The organism is Kineosporiaceae bacterium SCSIO 59966, from assembly GCA_020881835.1.
Classification (GTDB): domain Bacteria; phylum Actinomycetota; class Actinomycetes; order Actinomycetales; family SCSIO-59966; genus SCSIO-59966.
Genome location: CP052876.1, coordinates 1045967 through 1063338 on the forward strand (window position 1 = coordinate 1045967; position 17372 = coordinate 1063338).

Consider the following 17372-nt stretch of genomic DNA (forward strand, 5'->3'; position numbering starts at 1 on the left):
GCACCATGCCGTCGGGCAGCACCAGTGACCAGTTCGTCCACCTGCACGTGCACACCGAGTACTCGATGCTCGACGGTGCGGCCCGGGTCGACGACCTGTTCGCCGAGGCCGCCCGGATGGGGATGCCCGCACTGGCCACCACCGACCACGGCTTCGTGTTCGGCGCCTACGACTTCTGGAAGACCGGCCGGCGGTACGGGGTCAAGCCGATCATCGGCCTGGAGGCGTACGTGACGCCGGGCACCCACCGGACCGACCGGACCAGGGTGAAGTGGGCAGAGGGCGGGCGGGACGACGTCTCCGGCGGCGGGGCGTTCACCCACATGACGCTGCTGGCCCGCACCACCCCGGGGATGCACAACCTGTTCCGGCTCGCCTCCAGGGCCAGTCTCGAGGGGCACTTCTACAAGCCCCGGATGGACCGTGAGCTGCTCAGCCAGTACGCGGACGGCCTCATCGCCACGACCGGTTGCCCGTCGGGGGAGGTGCAGACCCGGCTCCGCCTCGGCCAGTACGACCGGGCCGTGGCGGCGGCCGCGGAGTTCCGCGACATCTTCGGGGCGGAGAACTACTACGTCGAGCTCATGGACCACGGGCTCGACATCGAGCGCCGGGTGCAGAAGGACCTGCTGCGGCTGGCCGAGGACCTCGCGCTGCCCGTCGTGGCCACCAACGACCTGCACTACACCCGCGCCGAGGACGCCACCGCGCACGCCGCGCTGCTGTGCGTGCAGTCCGGGTCCACCCTCGCCGACCCGAACCGGTTCAAGTTCGACGCCGACGACTTCTACCTCAAGTCCCCGGCCGAGATGCGCCACCTGTGGCGGGAGATCCCCGAGGCCAGCGACAACACCTTGCTCATCGCGGAGCGCTGCGAGGTCTCCTTCACCGAGGGGGAGGGCCGCTACATGCCGCGGTTCCCCTGCCCGCCGGGGGAGAACGAGGAGTCCTGGTTCGTCAAGGAGGTCGAGAGAGGCCTGCTCGAGCGCTACCCCGACGGCGTGCCGGACCGGGTGCGCCAGCAGGCGCGCTACGAGACCGAGGTCATCGTCGGCAAGGGCTACGCCGGGTACTTCCTCGTCGTCGCCGACTTCATCACCTGGGCCAAGGAGCACGGCATCCGGGTCGGGCCCGGTCGTGGCTCCGGCGCCGGCTCGATGTGCGCCTACGCGATGCGGATCACGGACCTCGACCCGCTGCAGCACGGGCTGATCTTCGAGCGGTTCCTCAACCCTGAGCGGATGTCGATGCCGGACTTCGACGTCGACTTCGACGAGCGCCGCCGGGGAGAGGTGATCCGGTACGTCACCGAGAAGTACGGCGACGACCGCGTCGCCATGATCGTCACCTACGGGACGATCAAGGCCAAGCAGGCGCTCAAGGACGCCAGCCGGGTCCTCGGGTACCCGTTCTCGATGGGGGAGCGGCTCACCAAGGCGATGCCGCCCACCGTCATGGGCAAGGACGTCCCGCTGTCGGGCATCTTCGACCCGGAGCACAAGCGGTACGCCGAGGCGGGGGAGTTCCGGGCCCTGCACGAGCAGGACCCGGACGTCCAGAAGGTGGTCGCGACCGCACGCGGGCTCGAGGGCCTCAAGCGGCAGTGGGGCGTGCACGCCGCTGGTGTGATCATGTCGAGCGAGCCGCTGATCGACCTCATCCCGATCATGCGCCGGGAGCAGGACGGCCAGGTCATCACCCAGTTCGACTACCCGACCTGCGAGGCGCTGGGCCTGGTCAAGATGGACTTCCTGGGCCTGCGCAACCTCACCATCCTCGACGACGCCCTGCAGAACGTCCGCGCCAACCGCGGCGTCGACGTCGACCTCGACGCGCTGAGCAAGGACCCGACCGACCCCGCGACGTACGCGCTGCTCGGCCGCGGGGACACCCTCGGGGTGTTCCAGTTCGACGGCGGCCCGATGCGTTCGCTGCTGCGGCTGATGAAGCCGGACAACTTCGAGGACATCTCGGCCGTCGGCGCGCTCTACCGGCCGGGACCGATGGGTGCCGGGTCGCACACCAACTACGCGTTGCGCAAGAACGGCCAGCAGCCGGTGTCCTACCCGCACCCCGAGCTGGCCGAGGCCCTGGAGCCCATCCTGGGGACGACGTACGGCCTCATCGTGTACCAGGAGCAGGTGATGGCCATCGCCCAGCGCCTCGCCGGGTACACCCTGGGCAAGGCGGACCTGCTGCGCCGGGCGATGGGCAAGAAGAAGCGTGAGGTGCTCGACGCCGAGTTCGTCGGCTTCCGCGACGGCATGCGCGCCAACGGCTACTCCGACGACGCGATCCGGACCCTGTGGGACATCCTCGTCCCCTTCTCGGACTACGCCTTCAACAAGGCGCACTCGGCGGCGTACGGGCTCGTCTCGTACTGGACCGCCTACCTCAAGGCCAACTACCCCGCCGAGTACATGGCCGCGCTGCTGACCAGCGTCCGCGACGACAAGGACAAGTCCGCCCTCTACCTCAACGAGTGCCGGCGGATGGGGATCACCGTGCTGCCGCCGGACGTCAACGAGTCGGTGGCCACCTACGCGGCCGTCGGCGAGGACATCCGGTTCGGCCTGGCCGCCATCCGCAACGTCGGCCTCAACGTCGTCGAGGCCATCGTCGCCGCACGCCAGGAGAAGGGCGCCTTCACCTCCTTCCAGGACTTCCTGGAGAAGGTGCCCGCGGTGGTCTGCAACAAGCGGACGATCGAGTCCCTGATCAAGGCCGGGGCCTTCGACTCCCTCGGGCACGGCCGGCGCCAGCTGGCCCTGCGCCACGAGGACGCCGTCGACGCGGTCATCGACCTCAAGCGCAACGAGGCGGTCGGCCAGTACGACCTGTTCGGGGGCGGCGACTCCGGTGCGGCCCCCGGCGGGCTGCAGATCGTCCTGCCGGACGTGCCGGACTGGGACAAGCGCGAGCGGCTCGCCTACGAGCGGGAGATGCTCGGCCTGTACGTCTCCGACCACCCGCTGCTCGGCGTCGAGCACGTCCTGGCCCGGTCCGCCGACTGCAGCATCGCTGCGCTGCTCGCCGACGACGCCCGCCCGGACGGCGCGACCGTCACCATCGCGGGTCTCATCACCGGGGTGACCCGCAAGCTGACCAAGAACGGCAACCAGTGGGCGATCGCCACCGTCGAGGACCTCGAGGGCGCGATCGAGGTGCTGTTCTTCCCCCAGACGTACGCGACCGTGTCGACCGTGCTGGAGCCCGACACCGTGTGCGTCGTCCGGGGGCGGCTCAACCGGCGGGACGACGTGCCGACCGTCTACGCGTCCGAGCTGACCCTGCCCGACGTCAGCCAGGGCTCAGCGGGCCCGGTCGTCATCGCCCTGCCGGCAACCCGCTGCACGCCTCCGGTCGTCGGTCAGCTCAAGGAGGTGCTCGCCACCCACCCCGGGGTCACCGAGGTGCACCTGCGGCTCGAGCAGTCCGGCCGGGCGACGCTGATGCGGCTCGACGACGGGCTGCGGGTCACCCCCTCCCCGGCCCTGTTCGGGGACCTCAAGGCGCTGCTCGGCCCCAGCTGCCTGGTCTGAGCCCGCCAGAGCCGGCTGAGCCCGCCTGAACGGGCCGGGTCTCAGCGGCGGGTGGTGATCGCGGCGGTCACCGCCGCCGTGAGCCGGACGAGATCGACCGGGGAGAGCTCGACGTCCAGGCCGCGCCGGCCGGCGCTGACCAGCACGGTCGGCCAGCGGGTCGCGTCCTGCTCGAGGACCGTGGGCAGGCGTCGCCGCTGGCCCAGCGGGCTGATCCCGCCGACGACGTACCCGGTGGCCCGCTCCGCCGAGACCGGGTCGGCCATCTGCGCGCGCCGGCCGCCGACGGCCGCGGCCAGCGCCTTGAGGTCCAGGCGGGCGTCGACCGGCAGCACCGCGACGACGAGCCGGCCGTCGACGCCGGCCAGCAGGGTCTTGAGCACCCGGGCCGGCTCCACGCCGAGCGCCCGCGCCGCCTCCTCGCCGTAGGAGAGCCCCGCCGCGACGGCGTCCGGGTCGTGGTCGTAGGCCCGCACCGTGTGCTGGACGCCGGCCCGGGCCAGGACGGCGGTGGCAGGGGTGGCGGCGGGGGTCACCCGCTTGCGGCTCACCGGCGGCCTCAGCTCGGGCTGGCGGGGGACTGGGTGAGCCGCGGCGCCGGCACTGCGCCGAGGGCCTCGACGAGCCGGCGCTCCCGGCGCAGCAGGCTCCGCTCGGCGAGCAGCCGGCGAGCCGTGTCCGGCTGCTCGAGCAGCCCCTGGCGGTCCGCCAGGTCGAGCACCACGACCGCTGCGACGAGGTAGGACAGCACCCGCGGGCTGCTCGGCAGTCCGCTCTGCGCCAGCCCCACGGCCTGGCGGTAGGCGGCCAGCTCCAGCCCGACCTGCCGGGCCAGGTCGGGCAGGTCGACGTCATCGCCGTCCGGCTCCTCGAGCAGCTCGACCCGGCCGGTCAGGTACGGGGTGCCGGTGTCCGCCAGCCCCAGCAGGCGGAAGCGGCGGGTGCCGGTGGTGACGAGGTCGTACCGGCCGTCGGGGTGCTCGGTCACCTGCCGCAGCCGGGCGGTGCAGCCCACCTCGTACGTGCTCGGCGGCGCGTCCCCGCCCACCTCGACGCCCTGCCGGATCGCGACGACCCCGAGCTCGGCGTCCGGGTCGCCCTCCGAGGTGAGGTCCGCGACCAGCGCCCGGTAGCGCGGCTCGAACACGTGCAGCGGCAGCACGAGCCCGGGCACGAGCACCGTGCTGAGGGGGAACAGCGGCAGCAGCACCCGCCGAGCGTACGCGGGCGCGGCGCCGCCGTACCCTGGTGCGGTGATCCGACGGATGGACCTGCGAGGCCGGCCGCTGCAGTCCCGGCGGCTGCGCGGCGTCGTCCCCCGGGCCGACCTCGACGTCGACGCCGCGGTCGCCGCCGTCCGGCCGATCTGCGAGGACGTGCGCGAGCGCGGCGCCGTCGCGGTGCGCGAGCTGACCGAACGCTTCGACGGCGTCCGGCTCGACCGGCTCCGGGTGCCCGACGACGCCCTCGCCGCCGCGCTCAGGGACCTCGACCCCGCGGTGCGGTCGGCGCTGGAGGAGGCGGTTCGCCGGGTCCGGCTCGTGCACCGCGACCAGCGCCGCGCCGACGTGCGGACCTCGGTCGTGCCCGGCGGCACCGTCACCGAGCGGTGGGTGCCGGTCGAGCGGGTGGGGCTGTACGTCCCCGGCGGCCAGGCGGTGTACCCGAGCAGCGTGGTGATGAACGTGGTCCCCGCCCAGGAGGCCGGCGTCCAGCAGCTCGTCGTCGCCTCCCCGCCGCAGAAGGAGCACGGCGGGCTGCCGCACCCGACGATCCTCGCCGCGTGCGCCCTGCTCGGCGTCCAGGAGGTCTACGCGGTCGGCGGCGCGCAGGCCGTGGCGATGCTCGCCTACGGCGCCCCGGAGGACGACGGCACCGGCTGCGAGCCCGTCGACGTCGTCACCGGCCCCGGCAACGTCTGGGTGGCCGCCGCCAAGCGGGTCGTCAAGGGGGTGGTCGGCATCGACTCCGAGGCCGGCCCGACCGAGATCCTCGTGCTCGCCGACGACTCCGCCGACCCGGTCCACGTCGCCGCCGACCTCGTCAGCCAGGCCGAGCACGACATCCTGGCGGCCGCCGTCCTCGTCACCGACTCCGAGCGCCTCGCCGACGCGGTCGACGCCGAGCTCGAGCGGCAGGTCGCCGCCACGAAGCACACCGACCGGATCCGCACCGCCCTGTCCGGACCCCAGTCGGCGGTCGTGCTCGTCGACGACCTGGACGCCGGCATGGAGGTCGTCGACGCCTACGCCGCCGAGCACCTGGAGATCCAGACCGTCGACGCCGCCGCCCGTGCGGCCCGGGTCCGCAACGCCGGCGCGGTCTTCGTCGGCCCGCACGCCCCGGTGTCCCTCGGTGACTACTGCGCGGGCTCCAACCACGTGCTGCCCACCGGGGGGACGGCGCGGCACGCCAGCGGGCTCGGCGTCCAGACGTTCCTGCGCGGCATCCACGTCGTGGAGTACTCCGCGCAGGCCTTGCAGGACGTCGCCGACGACGTCGTGGCGCTCGCCGACGCGGAGGACCTGCCTGCGCACGGCGCGGCGGTCCGGGTGCGGTTCGACGGCTGAGCCGCCGTTCGACGGCTGAGCCGCCGCCGTTACCGCCCGCCCAGCGGCAGGCGGTGCAGCGTCTCGTGGACGGCCCGGCCGCCCGGGCCCGCGCCGAGCCGCGAGGCGACCAGCGTGATCTCGGTCGCGGTCCACGCCGGTCCGGTGTAGTCGCCCAGCGCGTCGGCCCAGCGGCGCGCGTCCCCGGGGCGCGGCAGCCGGGCCACGGTGAGGTGCGGGCGGAACGGTCCGCCCGCGACCTCGACGCCCGCCCGGCGTCCCGCCGCCCGCGTCCCGGCGGCCAGCCGGCGCAGCGTCTCGTCGTCGCCGGCCACCCCGGCCCACAGCACGGTGGCCCGCGCCGGTCGCGGGAACGCGCCGGCGCCGGCGACCCTGGCCGCCAGGGGTCCGCCCCGGGTCGCCGCCCGGCGGAGCCGCTCGACCAGGGGCGGCACCGCCCGGTCCGGGACCGACGGCAGGAACGCGAGCGTGACGTGCCACTGCTCGACGAGCGTCCAGCGGGCGCCGCCGGCCAGGTCGCGGTGGGGGGTGAGGGCGGCCTGCAGGTGCGCCAGCACGTGCTCGGGCGGCACCACCGCGACGAACATCCGCCGCGTCTCGACGTCGGTCACGGACCCAGCATCTCCGGTGGTGACCGGGCCGAGCTGCCTGGGCTCCTGCCTCCTAGACACCTGCCTCCTAGACACCTGCCTCCTAGACTCTGCCCGGTGAGCCCCCTGGACGACCTGCCGCTGCGTGAGGACCTGCGCGGCCGCACGCCCTACGGCGCCCCACAGCTCGACGTCCCGGTACGGCTCAACACCAACGAGAGCTCCTACGAGCTGCCCGAGGACGTCGCGCTGGCCGTCGTCGAGGCCCTCGCCGGGCAGGTGCGCACCCTCAACCGCTACCCCGACCGTGAGTTCACGGCGCTGCGCGGCGACCTCGCCGCCTACCTAGGCCACGGCCTGACGGCCGACCAGATGTGGGCAGGCAACGGGTCCAACGAGGTGCTCCAGCACCTGCTGCAGGCCTTCGGCGGCCCGGGGCGCACCGCGCTGGGCTTCACGCCCTCGTACTCGATGCACCCGATCATCAGCCGGGGCACCGGGACGGCGTGGGTCGACGGGCAGCGCGAGGGGGACTTCGACCTGGACGCCGAGCACGTCGCCGCCCAGGTCCGGGCCGTCGACCCGGACGTCGTGTTCCTGTGCTCCCCGAACAACCCGACCGGCACCGCCCTGCACCTGGACGTCGTCGAGGCCGCCTACGCCGCGACGTCCGGGGTCCTCGTCGTCGACGAGGCCTACGCCGAGTACGCCCGGCCCGGGACGCCGTCCGCACTCACGCTGCTGCCCGGCCGCCCCCGGCTCGTCGTCACCCGGACGATGAGCAAGGCGTTCGCGCTGGCCGGCGCCCGCGTCGGCTACCTCGCCGCCGACCCCGCCGTCACCGACGCGCTGCGGCTGGTCCGGCTGCCCTACCACCTCTCCTCGCTGACCCAGGCCGCCGCCCGGGCCGCGCTCGCCCGCGCCGACACGCTGCTGGCCAGTGTCGAGGCGACGAAGACCCAGCGGGACCGGATCGTCGGCGCGGTCGCCGACCTCGGCCTGCACCCGGTGCCGAGCGACGCGAACTTCGTCCTGTTCGGTGGCCTGGACGACGAGCGGGCCACCTGGCAGGCGCTGCTGGACCGGGGCGTCCTCGTCCGGGACGTCGGCATCCGGCACCATCTGCGGGTGACGGCCGGCACCCCCGAGGAGACCACCGCGTTCCTCGACGCCCTGGCCGCGGCCCTGACCGACCAGCGAGGAGAGCCCCGATGAGCCGCACCGCCCGCCTCGAGCGTGCCACGAGCGAGTCGAGGGTGGCCGTCGAGCTCGACCTCGACGGCACCGGGGCCTGCCGGGTGAGCACCGGCGTCCCGTTCTACGACCACATGCTGGCCGCGCTGTCGCGGCACTCGCTGATCGACCTCGTCGTCGAGGCCGAGGGGGACACCGGCGTCGACGCCCACCACACCGTCGAGGACGTCGCGATCGTGCTCGGCCAGGCCCTGCGCCAGGCGCTCGGCGACAAGACGGGCATCGCCCGCTTCGGGGACGCCACCGTCCCGCTCGACGAGTGCCTCGTCCAGGCGGTCGTCGACGTGTCCGGCCGGCCGTACTGCGTGCACACCGGGGAGCCCGACGGGCAGCCGTACGCCCTGATCGGTGGCGGCGCCGGCGGGGTGCCCTACGCCGGGTCGCTGACCCGGCACGTGTTCGAGACCCTCGCCCACCACGCCGCGATCGCCCTGCACGTGCGGGTGCTGGCCGGCCGCGACCCGCACCACGTCGTCGAGGCCCAGTTCAAGGCGGTGGCCCGCGCGCTGCGCGCCGCGGTGGCCGTCGACCCGCGGGTGACCGGCGTGCCCAGCACCAAGGGCGCCCTGTGACCGCGCCCGAGCCGGCCGGCCGCCCCGTCGGCGACGAGGCGACCCCGGTCCGCAGCGTGCTCGTGGTCCCGGTCGCGGACGCCGCGCGGACGGCCGCGGCCGCCGCCCTGGTCCGCGTGGCCGCCACGGCCGTCCCGCTGGACGGCGCCGGGACCGGCCTGGTCCTCGAGCACCAGGGGGGTACCGAGGAGTCCGCTCACCGGGTCTCCCGGGTGCTCGGGGACGTGGAGCTGAGCCTGTTCGAGCGACGCGGGGACCAGGTGGACGCCGTCACGTGGCGGGCCGGGCAGCGTACCGGCGCCACCCCCGGCGGCCGGGCCCTGGCCTGTCTGCCGGACGTCGCCAGCCGGCTCGTCCTGGGCGCCGACCCCGCCACGTTCCCCGGGGCGGTCAGCACCGCGGGGATGTCCCGGGTGGCGGCCGCCCGGGCCGCGGTGGCGGGCTCGCGCGCCGAGGCCCGCTGGGTGGACGCCGCTCGCCGCTGGGACCGGGTCGCCGGCACCGTCGTGCTCGTCCTGCTCGCCGTCGTCGTCACGGTGCAGGCCGTGCGCGCCACCTCTGGTGACGGCTCGGCGCTCCTGCTCGGTGTCGGGGTCGCCCTGCTCGGGCTGCTGGCGCTGCGGCAGTGGCGCCGGTACGGTCCCGGCGCCGGCTGACCCTTCCGTACCCTGACGTCATGCCCAGCCCGCGCGTCGTCGTCCTCGACCACGGCTCCGGCAACGTCCGCTCCGCCGTCCGGGCGCTCGAGCGGGTCGGCGCCGACGTCGAGCTGACCGCCGACCGGGCCGCGGCGGCGGAGGCCGACGGCCTCGTCGTCCCCGGGGTCGGGGCCTTCGCCACCGTGATGGCCGGTCTGGACGCCGTCCGCGGCGGGGAGGTCGTCGACCGCCGGCTGGCGGGCGGGCGCCCGGTGCTCGGCATCTGCGTGGGGATGCAGGTGATGTTCGACCTCGGGGTCGAGCACGGCCACCGCACCGCCGGGCTGGGGCAGTGGCCGGGCACGGTCGAGCGGCTGCCCGCGGACGTCGTCCCGCACATGGGGTGGAACACCGTCGAGGTCCCCGCCGGGTCGACGCTGTTCGCCGGGGTCGAGGACGAGCGGTTCTACTTCGTGCACTCCTACGGCGTGCTGCGCTGGGAGCTGCCGTCCGGTCACGACCGACTGCGTGCCCCGCTCGTCAGCTGGTCGGAGCACGGCGGACGGTTCGTCGCCGCGGTGGAGAACGGCCCCCTGTCGGCGACCCAGTTCCACCCGGAGAAGTCCGGGGACGCCGGGGCCGCCCTGCTGGAGAACTGGGTCCGGTCGCTGCGGTGAGCCTGGGGCGTCTCCTGCTCCGCCGTCGACGGCTGCACACCGTGGGCGGAGCTCGTCGAGCTCAGGCCCGGGTACGACACCCGGATGATCCCCTCGGCTGCCGCCGGCTGGGTCGACGCGGCGACAGGTCGAGCCCTCGTGCGAGGTCTAGGACACTTCAAGGACGCGGCCTGGACGTGGTGTTCCACAGCGCCGTGGAACCAGGACCGCCTGTGCGCGACGGTAGGTCCGGGCGACGCTCGCGTGACGGCGCGGCTGGACGAGCTGGTGCACCGGTGGGGCTCGGCGGGCTTCAGCGGACGAGCCTGGGCACCGGAGGAAGAGGTAGTGATCGAAGCGCCTCGGTACGCGGACTCGCTGATCCTCACCGCAGAGCGTTCCGTGCTCGAGGTGCTGATGCGTGAGGGGCTGGAGGTCCACCCGGTGAGCCGGGCGCGCGACATACCGATCTGGTGCGACTGAGACGGTCGCTCGGGGCCGGCGCGCCTGCGCGCGGACTGCGGGTGAGCCTCCGCCTGCGGTGGCGGGTCTGGTTCTCACTACCCTCGTGACGGTGATCGACGACCTGCCCGCCCCGCGCCTGCAGCTGCTGCCCGCCGTCGACGTCGCCGGCGGCCGGGCCGTGCGGCTGGTGCAGGGGGAGGCCGGCAGCGAGACGTCCTACGGCGACCCCCTGGAGGCGGCCCTGGCCTGGCAGGCCGCCGGCGCCGAGTGGATCCACCTCGTCGACCTCGACGCGGCCTTCGGGCGGGGCTCCAACGCCGACCTGCTCGCCGACGTGGTGCGCCGCCTCGACGTCGCCGTCGAGCTGTCCGGCGGCATCCGGGACGACGAGTCGCTGCAGCGCGCCCTGGCCACCGGCGCCCGGCGGGTCAACCTCGGCACCGCTGCCCTGGAGGACCCGGCGTGGACCTCCCGGGTCATCGCCGAGCACGGCGACACGGTCGCCGTCGGGCTCGACGTCCGCGGAACCACGCTGGCCGCCCGCGGCTGGACCCGCGAGGGCGGCGACCTGTGGGAGGTGCTGGCGCGCCTCGACGCCGACGGCTGCGCCCGGTACGTCGTCACCGACGTGACGAAGGACGGCACCCTGCGCGGCCCCAACACCGACCTGCTCCGCGCGGTGTGCGCCCGTACCGACGCCGCCGTCGTCGCCAGCGGCGGGATCTCCTCCCTCGAGGACCTGCGGGCGTTGCGTGACCTGGTGCCCCTCGGGGTCGAGGGCGCCGTCGTCGGCAAGGCCCTGTACGCCGGCGCGTTCACGCTGCCCGAGGCGCTCGACGTCGCCGGCCGCCCGTGACCGGCGACCCGCAGGCGGACTCCGCCGGGGTCCCCTGGCAGGGGCGGACCCTCTCCCCGCCCCCCTTCGCCGGCGACGACGGCGCCGCCGACCCCGCCCTCGAGCGGGTGCTCACCGGGTACGCCGCCGGGACCGCGGACCTGGCGGACGTCGTCCGGGCCCTCACCGGCACGCGGCTCGTCGTCCCGGTGGTGGCACGGCCCGGCGAGACGTCCGCCGAGATGGCGACGGTCACCGTGCGGGGCCGGGACGGGCGGGTGGGGTTGCCGCTGTTCACCGGCGTGCGGACCCTGGCCGCGTGGGACGCCGCCGCACGCCCGGTACCGGTGGCGGCGCGCCGGGCGGCGATGTCGGCGGTCGAGGAGGGTGCCGACGTCGTCGTCCTGGACGTCGCCGGGCCGGTCATCGTCGTGCTCCCGCGGCCGGCCGTCTGGGCGCTGGCCCAGGGGCGCCCGTGGGTCCCGTCGCCGGCGGACCCCGGCGTGGCCGAGGCGGTCCGCCGGGCGCTGGCCGGTCTGCCGGAGGTCACCACGGTGCGCTGCGAGCCCGGCGGGCGGGCCGAGCTCCGCGTCGTCCTCGCCGTGCGGCCCGGCCTGGACCGGGCCGGGCTCGACGCGCTCACCGGCCGGGTCTCCCAGCGCCTGGCCGCCGAGCCCGTCGTGGCCGAGCGGGTCGACTCCGTGGAGCTGTCGCTGCGCCCCGCCTGAGCGCTCCCTCGTGGCCGCCACCTCCTGGTCGCCACCTTCGTGATCGCCACCTCCTGGTCGCCACCTTCGTGATCGCCCCCTCCTAGTCGCCACCTTCGTGATCGCCACGGGGGGAGGAGTGACCCGGCCACGCGGCCCCAAGCGGCCCGTCACCGGGCCCGGTTCTCCTCCCGGTGTGGCGATCAGGTGACCGCGTAGTCGGGCCACCCCGGCGGGGATGCCATCATTCATCCCATGTCCCTGTCGCCCTACCGGGCCCTGCTGCGCCTGCGCGGGGCCCGCAACCTCCTGCTGCTCGGCGTCGTGGCCCGGATCCCGATGAGCGCCGCGGGCATCGTGCTCGTGCTGTTCGTCGAGGGCACGCTCGGGCGCAGCTGGCTGGAGGCAGGGCTGGTGGGCACCGCGACGACCCTCGGCGCGGCGATCGGCTCCCCGTGGCGCGGCCGCCTGCTCGACCGGTTCGGCCTGCGCCGCACCCTGGCCCCGTCGATCGTGGTCGAGGCCGTGGTGTGGAGCGCCATCCCGTTCCTGCCCTACCAGGGCCTGCTCGTCGCGGCGTTCGTCGGGGGGCTCATGGGGCTGCCGATCTTCACCGTCGTGCGCCAGTCGCTGTCCGTCGTCGTGCCGGAGGCCCGGCGGCGCACGGCGTACGCCGTCGACTCCATCGGCGTCGAGCTGTCGTTCATGGCCGGGCCCGCACTCGGCGTGCTCGTCGCCACCCAGGTGTCCACCACCGCGGCCATCCTCGGCGTTGGGGCGACGATGGTGCTCTCCGGGATCGCACTGGTGGTGGCGAACCCGCCGACCCGCAGCGAGCAGCTCGCCGGACGCCGGGTGGGCCGCGACGTCGACGCCGCGGACGTCGTCTCCCGCAGCGCCCCGGTGTCACCCTCGGACGCCGAGCGCGCACTGCTCGAGGACGGCGCCGTGGTCCCGGGGCCCGCGGACGGGGCCGGCGGCGGCCGCGGCGTGCGCCGCCCGCGGATGCTCACCCCCGCGATCCTCGCCGTGCTCGGCGCCGCGGCCGGCGTGACGGTCGTCCTGTACGGCACGGACATCGGTGTCGTCGCGGTGCTTCGCGAGGCCGACGCCATCGGGATGAGCGGCCTGGTCTTCTTCTTCTGGGGCCTGGGATCCATCCTCGGCGCCCTGGTCTACGGCGCCCTGCCCCGCGCCGTCCACCCGCTGTGGCTGCTGCTCGCCCTCGCCGTCCTCACGGTGCCGATCGGCCTCGCCGACTCCCCGTGGACCCTCGCGCTGGCGATCCTGCCCGCCGGCATGCTCAACGCCCCGGTGATCTCCTCGACCGCGGAGATGGTCGCGCGGCTCGTGCCGGAGCACCGTCGGGGGGAGGCGATGGGCTGGCACGGGTCGGCGATGACGATCGGCGGCGCGGTCGGCGGACCGCTCGCCGGGACCGCGGTCGACGCGGTCGGGCCGTGGGGAGGGTTCGCGGTCGTCGGCGTGGTGGGGGCGGTGATGGCCCTCGGGGCGCTCGGCGCCCAGAGCACCCGCCGGCGCCGGCGCGCCGCTCACGCCCTCGCCGCCTGAGCAGTCCGGGTCAGGACACCGGCCCGGTCAGCCGCTCCCCGGGCCCCTGCCCCGGCGGGTCGGGGACGACGGACGCCTCCCGGAAGGCGAGCTGCAGCTGGCGCAGGCCCTCGCGCAGCAGCCGGGCGTGGTCGCTGCCCACCTCCGGCGCCGCCGCGGTGACCAGGCCGGCCAGGGCGGTGATGAGCTTGCGCGCCTCGTCGAGGTCCGTCCACCTCCCGTCGGCCTCGTCCTCGGACAGCCCGCACTTGACTGCGGCGGCGCTCATCAGGTGCAGCGCTGTCGTCGTGATCACCTCGATCGCGGGGACCTCGGCGATGTCCCGGACGGCCTGCGGGTCGCCGGGCAGGAGGGGGTCGGCGTCCGCCGGGTTGTCGGGTCCGCTCGTCATGCTGGTAGCCTCTCAGACGACCGACCGGTGTCGACCGGCCCTCTCCTGGTGGGAGCGCCGAGCGGTGCCGGTGCGTGAAGCGGAGAGACCTCCCACCCGCACGACCCCCGGGTCGTCGGGTCCCGTCGGTCGCGGCGCCCCAGCACGGCGTCGGCGACCCGCCCGCCCGAGCGGGCGCCGCCCGTGGCGGCGTGGCTCGTCCGGGTGCCGACCGGTACCGGCAGGCCTCCGCCAGCGCTCGCAGGCGGGGGCCTTTCCCGCGTGCGGTGGTCTCCCGACATCGTCGAACGAGGAGCAGCACATCAGCGAGCCGCGTATCAACGACCGGATCCGCGTCCCCGAGGTGCGCCTGGTCGGGCCCAACGGTGAGCAGGTCGGCATCGTGCGGGTCGAGGACGCCCTGCGCCTGGCGCAGGAGGCGGACCTCGACCTCGTCGAGGTGGCCCCCCAGGCCAAGCCGCCGGTCTGCAAGCTCATGGACTACGGCAAGTACAAGTACGAGGCCGCCATGAAGGCGCGGGAGGCCCGCAAGAACCAGGCCAACACCGCGCTGAAGACGGTGCGCCTCCGGCTCAAGATCGACCCGCACGACTACGAGACCAAGCGTGGGATGGCGGAGAAGTTCCTGCGCGCCGGCGACAAGGTCAAGGTCATGATCATGTTCCGGGGCCGGGAGCAGTCCCGCCCGGAGATGGGCTTCCGGCTGCTGCAGCGCTTCGCCGCGGACGTCGCCGAGGACGGCTCGGTGGAGTCCGCGCCGCAGCAGGACGGCCGCAACATGGTCATGGTCATCGGCCCGCACAAGAAGAAGGCCGAGGCCAAGGCCGAGCAGCGACGCCGTCGTGAGCAGCGCGAGGACGCCGAGCGGCAGGACGCCGAGAAGCAGGACGCCGAGAAGCAGGACGCCGAGCGGTAGTCCTCGAAGGACCAGCGTCCTGGCGGCTGCCAGGACCAGACACCCCTGTCCGCAGGGACGCAAAGGAGAGACGGCAGCCATGCCGAAGCAGAAGACGCACAGCGGCGCCAAGAAGCGGTTCCGCCTCACCGGCAACGGCAAGGTCATGCGCGAGCAGGCCAACGCCCGCCACCTGTTCGAGGGCAAGCCCTCCACGCGCACCCGCCGGCTGGCCCAGGACGTCGTGACGTCCCCCGCCGACGTCAAGAAGGTCAAGAAGCTCCTCGGCAAGTGAGCCGAGCCCCCGACAATCGAGGAGTACTCACGTGGCACGCGTGAAGCGGGCGGTCAACGCCCAGAAGAAGCGCCGGGAGACGCTCGAGCGCGCCAGCGGCTACCGCGGGCAGCGCTCGCGGCTCTACCGCAAGGCCAAGGAGCAGGTCACCCACTCGCTGGTCTACAGCTACCGCGACCGGCGCGCCCGCAAGGGCGACTTCCGCCGGCTGTGGATCCAGCGGATCAACGCCGCGGCCCGGGCCAACGGGATGACGTACAACCGGTTCATCCAGGGCCTCAAGGCCGCCGGCATCGAGGTGGACCGCCGCATGCTCGCCGAGCTCGCCGTCAACGACGCCGCGGCGTTCGCGGCGCTGGTCGAGACCGCCCGGGCCAACGTCCCGGCGCAGGGCTCGGCCGCCTGAGCCCACCCGGCATGACCGAGCGCCCGGCCCCGCCGGTGCTGGCCAGCCCCCGCAGTGAGCGGGTGCGGGCGGCCCGGCGGCTGGCCGGGCGCTCGGCACGTTCCCGTGCAGGCGCCTTTCTCGTCGAGGGCCCGCAGGCGGTCCGCGAGGCCGTGGCCGGGCACGCCCCCGGCCGGCCCGGCGCCGTCCGCGAGCTGTTCGTCACCGCGGACGGCGAGGCCCGGCAACCGGGGATCGTCGCCGCCGCCGGTGCCGCCGGGGTCCCGGTCCGGCGCTGCACGGACCAGGTGCTCGCCGAGCTCGCGGACACCCGCACCCCCCAGGGGCTGGTCGCCGTCTGCGACCTCGTCGACGTGCCACTGGCCACCGCCGTGGAGCAGCCTCCCCGCCTCGTCGCCGTCCTCGTCCACGTCCGCGACCCCGGCAACGCCGGCACCGTGCTGCGCGCCGCCGACGCCGCGGGTGCCGACGCCGTGGTGCTCACCGATTCCAGCGTCGACGTCCACAACCCCAAGGCGGTCCGGGCGACCGCCGGCAGCCTGTTCCACCTCGACGTCGTCAGCGGTGTGCCGGTGGCCGACGCTGTCGCGGCCCTGCGGGACGCCGGCTGCGCCGTGCTGGCCGCGGACGGCGGCGGCGACGTCGACCTCGACGACCTGGCCGACGCCGCCGAGGCCGGCACCGGCCCGCTCACCGGCCCGGTCGCCTGGCTCTTCGGCAACGAGGCCTGGGGCCTGACCGCGGGCGACCGCGCGCTCGCGGACGCCGTCGTGCGGGTCCCGGTCCACGGCCGGGCCGAGAGTCTCAACCTGGCCACCGCCGCCGCCGTCTGCCTGTACGCCACGGCGCGGGCCCACCGTCCCCGGCGCTGACGCCCGCACCGGCCACGGCTGGCTACCCTCGGCGCGTGGACGGACACCCGGGCGCCGGCGGTCTCGGCGGTCTCGGTGACCTCGACGAGCTGCCCGACGGGCTCGTCGTCGCCGACGCCGACGCCCGGGTCACCGTGCTCAACGCCGCCGCCGAGCGGATCACGGGCCTGCGCGCCGCCGACGTCCTGGGCGCCGACGTCCGCACGGTCCTGCCGCTGCAGGACACCAGCGGCCGCCGCTGGTGGACGGTCACCGACCCGTGGGGCGGGCTGCGGACCCGCACCGGCCACCGGGAGCGGGTGCTCGTCCTGCCCGGCCACGACGAGGTGCTCGTCACCGCCCGCTACGTGCGCGGGGACGACCTGACCCTGCGTCGGGTCGTGTTGATGATCCGCGACACCGAGGGCCGTCGCCGGGCCGAGCACGACCACGCCGGGCTGATCTCCACGGTCGCGCACGAGCTGCGGTCCCCGCTCACCAGCGTCAAGGGCTTCACCTCGACCCTGCTGCGGCGCTGGGACCGGTTCACCGACGAGCAGAAGCTGCTCATGCTGCAGACCGTCGAGGCGGACGCCGACCGCGTCGGCCGGCTCATCACCGAGCTCCTCGACGTCTCCCGGATCGACGCCGGCCGGTTGCCGGTGCGCAAGCAGGTGGTCGACGTCGAGCGGGCACTGCACGGCCAGGTCGAGCGGATGGTCGCCGCGGGACAGGACGCCGACCGGTTCGCCGTCGTCGTCGACGGCCCCGTCCCGGAGGTGTGGGCCGACCCCGACCGCCTCGAGCAGGTGCTGACCAACCTCGTCGGCAACGCCGTCCGGCACGGCGACGGCCAGGTGACGCTCACCCTGGCCGCCGACCCGGACGGCGACGGCGTCGTCGTCTGCGTGGACGACGAGGGTGAGGGGATCGCCGAGGACAACCTGGGATTCGTGTTCACGAAGTTCTGGCGCGGTGAGCGCCGCGGCGGCACCGGGCTGGGGCTGTACCTCGTCCGGGGGCTGGTGGAGGCCCACGACGGCCGGGTCACCGTCTCCCGGGCACCCGGCGGGGGCGCCCGGTTCCGGGTCACCCTGCCCCGGGGCACCCCGGCCGGCCAGGTCTGACGCTCT

At 74.9% G+C, this 17372-nt stretch carries 19 protein-coding genes; 15 read left to right on the forward strand and 4 right to left on the reverse strand.

What is annotated here, in order from left to right; translation table 11 throughout:
- The first annotated feature begins 5 nt into the window (after positions 1-5).
- Entirely contained in the window at positions 6-3542 is a 3537-nt protein-coding gene (gene dnaE, locus HJG43_05000; protein ID UER54019.1) for a DNA polymerase III subunit alpha, read from the forward strand.
- A gap of 41 nt (positions 3543-3583) precedes the next feature.
- Here dnaE and ybaK read toward each other — a convergent pair whose 3' ends face one another.
- Entirely contained in the window at positions 3584-4093 is a 510-nt protein-coding gene (gene ybaK, locus HJG43_05005; protein ID UER54020.1) for a Cys-tRNA(Pro) deacylase, read from the reverse strand.
- Between the two features lie 8 nt (positions 4094-4101).
- The gene (locus HJG43_05010; protein UER55720.1) at positions 4102-4746 is read right to left on the reverse strand and encodes an LON peptidase substrate-binding domain-containing protein; all 645 of its coding nucleotides are present in this window, start codon (positions 4744-4746) and stop codon (positions 4102-4104) included.
- A gap of 49 nt (positions 4747-4795) precedes the next feature.
- Between HJG43_05010 and hisD the strand changes: the two genes are divergently transcribed.
- Entirely contained in the window at positions 4796-6112 is a 1317-nt protein-coding gene (hisD, locus tag HJG43_05015) for a histidinol dehydrogenase (protein ID UER54021.1), read from the forward strand.
- 29 nt (positions 6113-6141) lie between these two features.
- Here hisD and thpR read toward each other — a convergent pair whose 3' ends face one another.
- Positions 6142-6699, reverse strand: coding sequence for an RNA 2',3'-cyclic phosphodiesterase (gene thpR / locus HJG43_05020; protein UER55721.1), 558 nt, complete (start codon positions 6697-6699; stop codon positions 6142-6144).
- A 120-nt stretch (positions 6700-6819) separates the two neighbouring features.
- Between thpR and HJG43_05025 the strand changes: the two genes are divergently transcribed.
- The 8 genes from HJG43_05025 to HJG43_05060 all read left to right on the forward strand — a co-directional run bounded on the left by HJG43_05025 (position 6820) and on the right by HJG43_05060 (position 13401).
- Positions 6820-7917, forward strand: a complete 1098-nt coding sequence (locus tag HJG43_05025; GenBank protein UER54022.1) for a histidinol-phosphate transaminase — start codon at positions 6820-6822, stop codon at positions 7915-7917.
- Positions 7914-8528, forward strand: a complete 615-nt coding sequence (hisB, locus tag HJG43_05030) for an imidazoleglycerol-phosphate dehydratase HisB (protein ID UER54023.1) — start codon at positions 7914-7916, stop codon at positions 8526-8528. The genes HJG43_05025 and hisB overlap by 4 nt, the downstream gene beginning before the upstream one ends.
- Positions 8525-9184 carry a hypothetical protein gene (locus HJG43_05035; GenBank protein ID UER54024.1) on the forward strand — a complete coding sequence of 220 codons (660 nt, stop codon included), beginning with the start codon at positions 8525-8527 and terminating at the stop codon, positions 9182-9184. Before hisB ends, HJG43_05035 begins: the two co-directional genes overlap by 4 nt.
- Before the next feature lie 20 nt (positions 9185-9204).
- The gene (gene hisH / locus HJG43_05040; protein ID UER54025.1) at positions 9205-9843 is read left to right on the forward strand and encodes an imidazole glycerol phosphate synthase subunit HisH; all 639 of its coding nucleotides are present in this window, start codon (positions 9205-9207) and stop codon (positions 9841-9843) included.
- 243 nt (positions 9844-10086) lie between these two features.
- The gene (locus tag HJG43_05045) at positions 10087-10305 is read left to right on the forward strand and encodes a hypothetical protein (GenBank protein ID UER54026.1); all 219 of its coding nucleotides are present in this window, start codon (positions 10087-10089) and stop codon (positions 10303-10305) included.
- A gap of 103 nt (positions 10306-10408) precedes the next feature.
- A complete protein-coding gene (priA, locus tag HJG43_05050) occupies positions 10409-11143 on the forward strand; it encodes a bifunctional 1-(5-phosphoribosyl)-5-((5-phosphoribosylamino)methylideneamino)imidazole-4-carboxamide isomerase/phosphoribosylanthranilate isomerase PriA (protein ID UER55722.1) in 735 nt (244 codons plus the stop codon).
- Positions 11140-11850, forward strand: coding sequence for an SseB family protein (locus HJG43_05055; protein ID UER54027.1), 711 nt, complete (start codon positions 11140-11142; stop codon positions 11848-11850). Before priA ends, HJG43_05055 begins: the two co-directional genes overlap by 4 nt.
- Positions 11851-12084: 234 nt before the next feature.
- On the forward strand, positions 12085-13401 hold the full coding sequence (locus HJG43_05060; protein UER54028.1) for an MFS transporter: 1317 nt from the start codon (positions 12085-12087) through the stop codon (positions 13399-13401).
- A 10-nt stretch (positions 13402-13411) separates the two neighbouring features.
- Here HJG43_05060 and HJG43_05065 read toward each other — a convergent pair whose 3' ends face one another.
- A complete protein-coding gene (locus HJG43_05065) occupies positions 13412-13792 on the reverse strand; it encodes a DUF1844 domain-containing protein (GenBank protein ID UER54029.1) in 381 nt (126 codons plus the stop codon).
- A 301-nt stretch (positions 13793-14093) separates the two neighbouring features.
- On the opposite strand from HJG43_05065, the gene HJG43_05070 reads away from it, so the two are divergent.
- The 5 genes from HJG43_05070 to HJG43_05090 all read left to right on the forward strand — a co-directional run bounded on the left by HJG43_05070 (position 14094) and on the right by HJG43_05090 (position 17366).
- Positions 14094-14708 carry a translation initiation factor IF-3 gene (locus HJG43_05070; protein UER55723.1) on the forward strand — a complete coding sequence of 205 codons (615 nt, stop codon included), beginning with the start codon at positions 14094-14096 and terminating at the stop codon, positions 14706-14708.
- A 79-nt stretch (positions 14709-14787) separates the two neighbouring features.
- A complete protein-coding gene (gene rpmI / locus HJG43_05075) occupies positions 14788-14982 on the forward strand; it encodes a 50S ribosomal protein L35 (GenBank protein UER54030.1) in 195 nt (64 codons plus the stop codon).
- A gap of 31 nt (positions 14983-15013) precedes the next feature.
- Positions 15014-15388: a 50S ribosomal protein L20 gene (gene rplT, locus HJG43_05080; protein ID UER54031.1), complete on the forward strand. Its 375-nt coding sequence runs from the start codon at positions 15014-15016 to the stop codon at positions 15386-15388.
- A gap of 11 nt (positions 15389-15399) precedes the next feature.
- Positions 15400-16260: an RNA methyltransferase gene (locus tag HJG43_05085; protein UER54032.1), complete on the forward strand. Its 861-nt coding sequence runs from the start codon at positions 15400-15402 to the stop codon at positions 16258-16260.
- A complete protein-coding gene (locus HJG43_05090; protein ID UER55724.1) occupies positions 16257-17366 on the forward strand; it encodes a PAS domain-containing sensor histidine kinase in 1110 nt (369 codons plus the stop codon). The genes HJG43_05085 and HJG43_05090 overlap by 4 nt, the downstream gene beginning before the upstream one ends.
- Positions 17367-17372 lie beyond the last annotated feature (6 nt).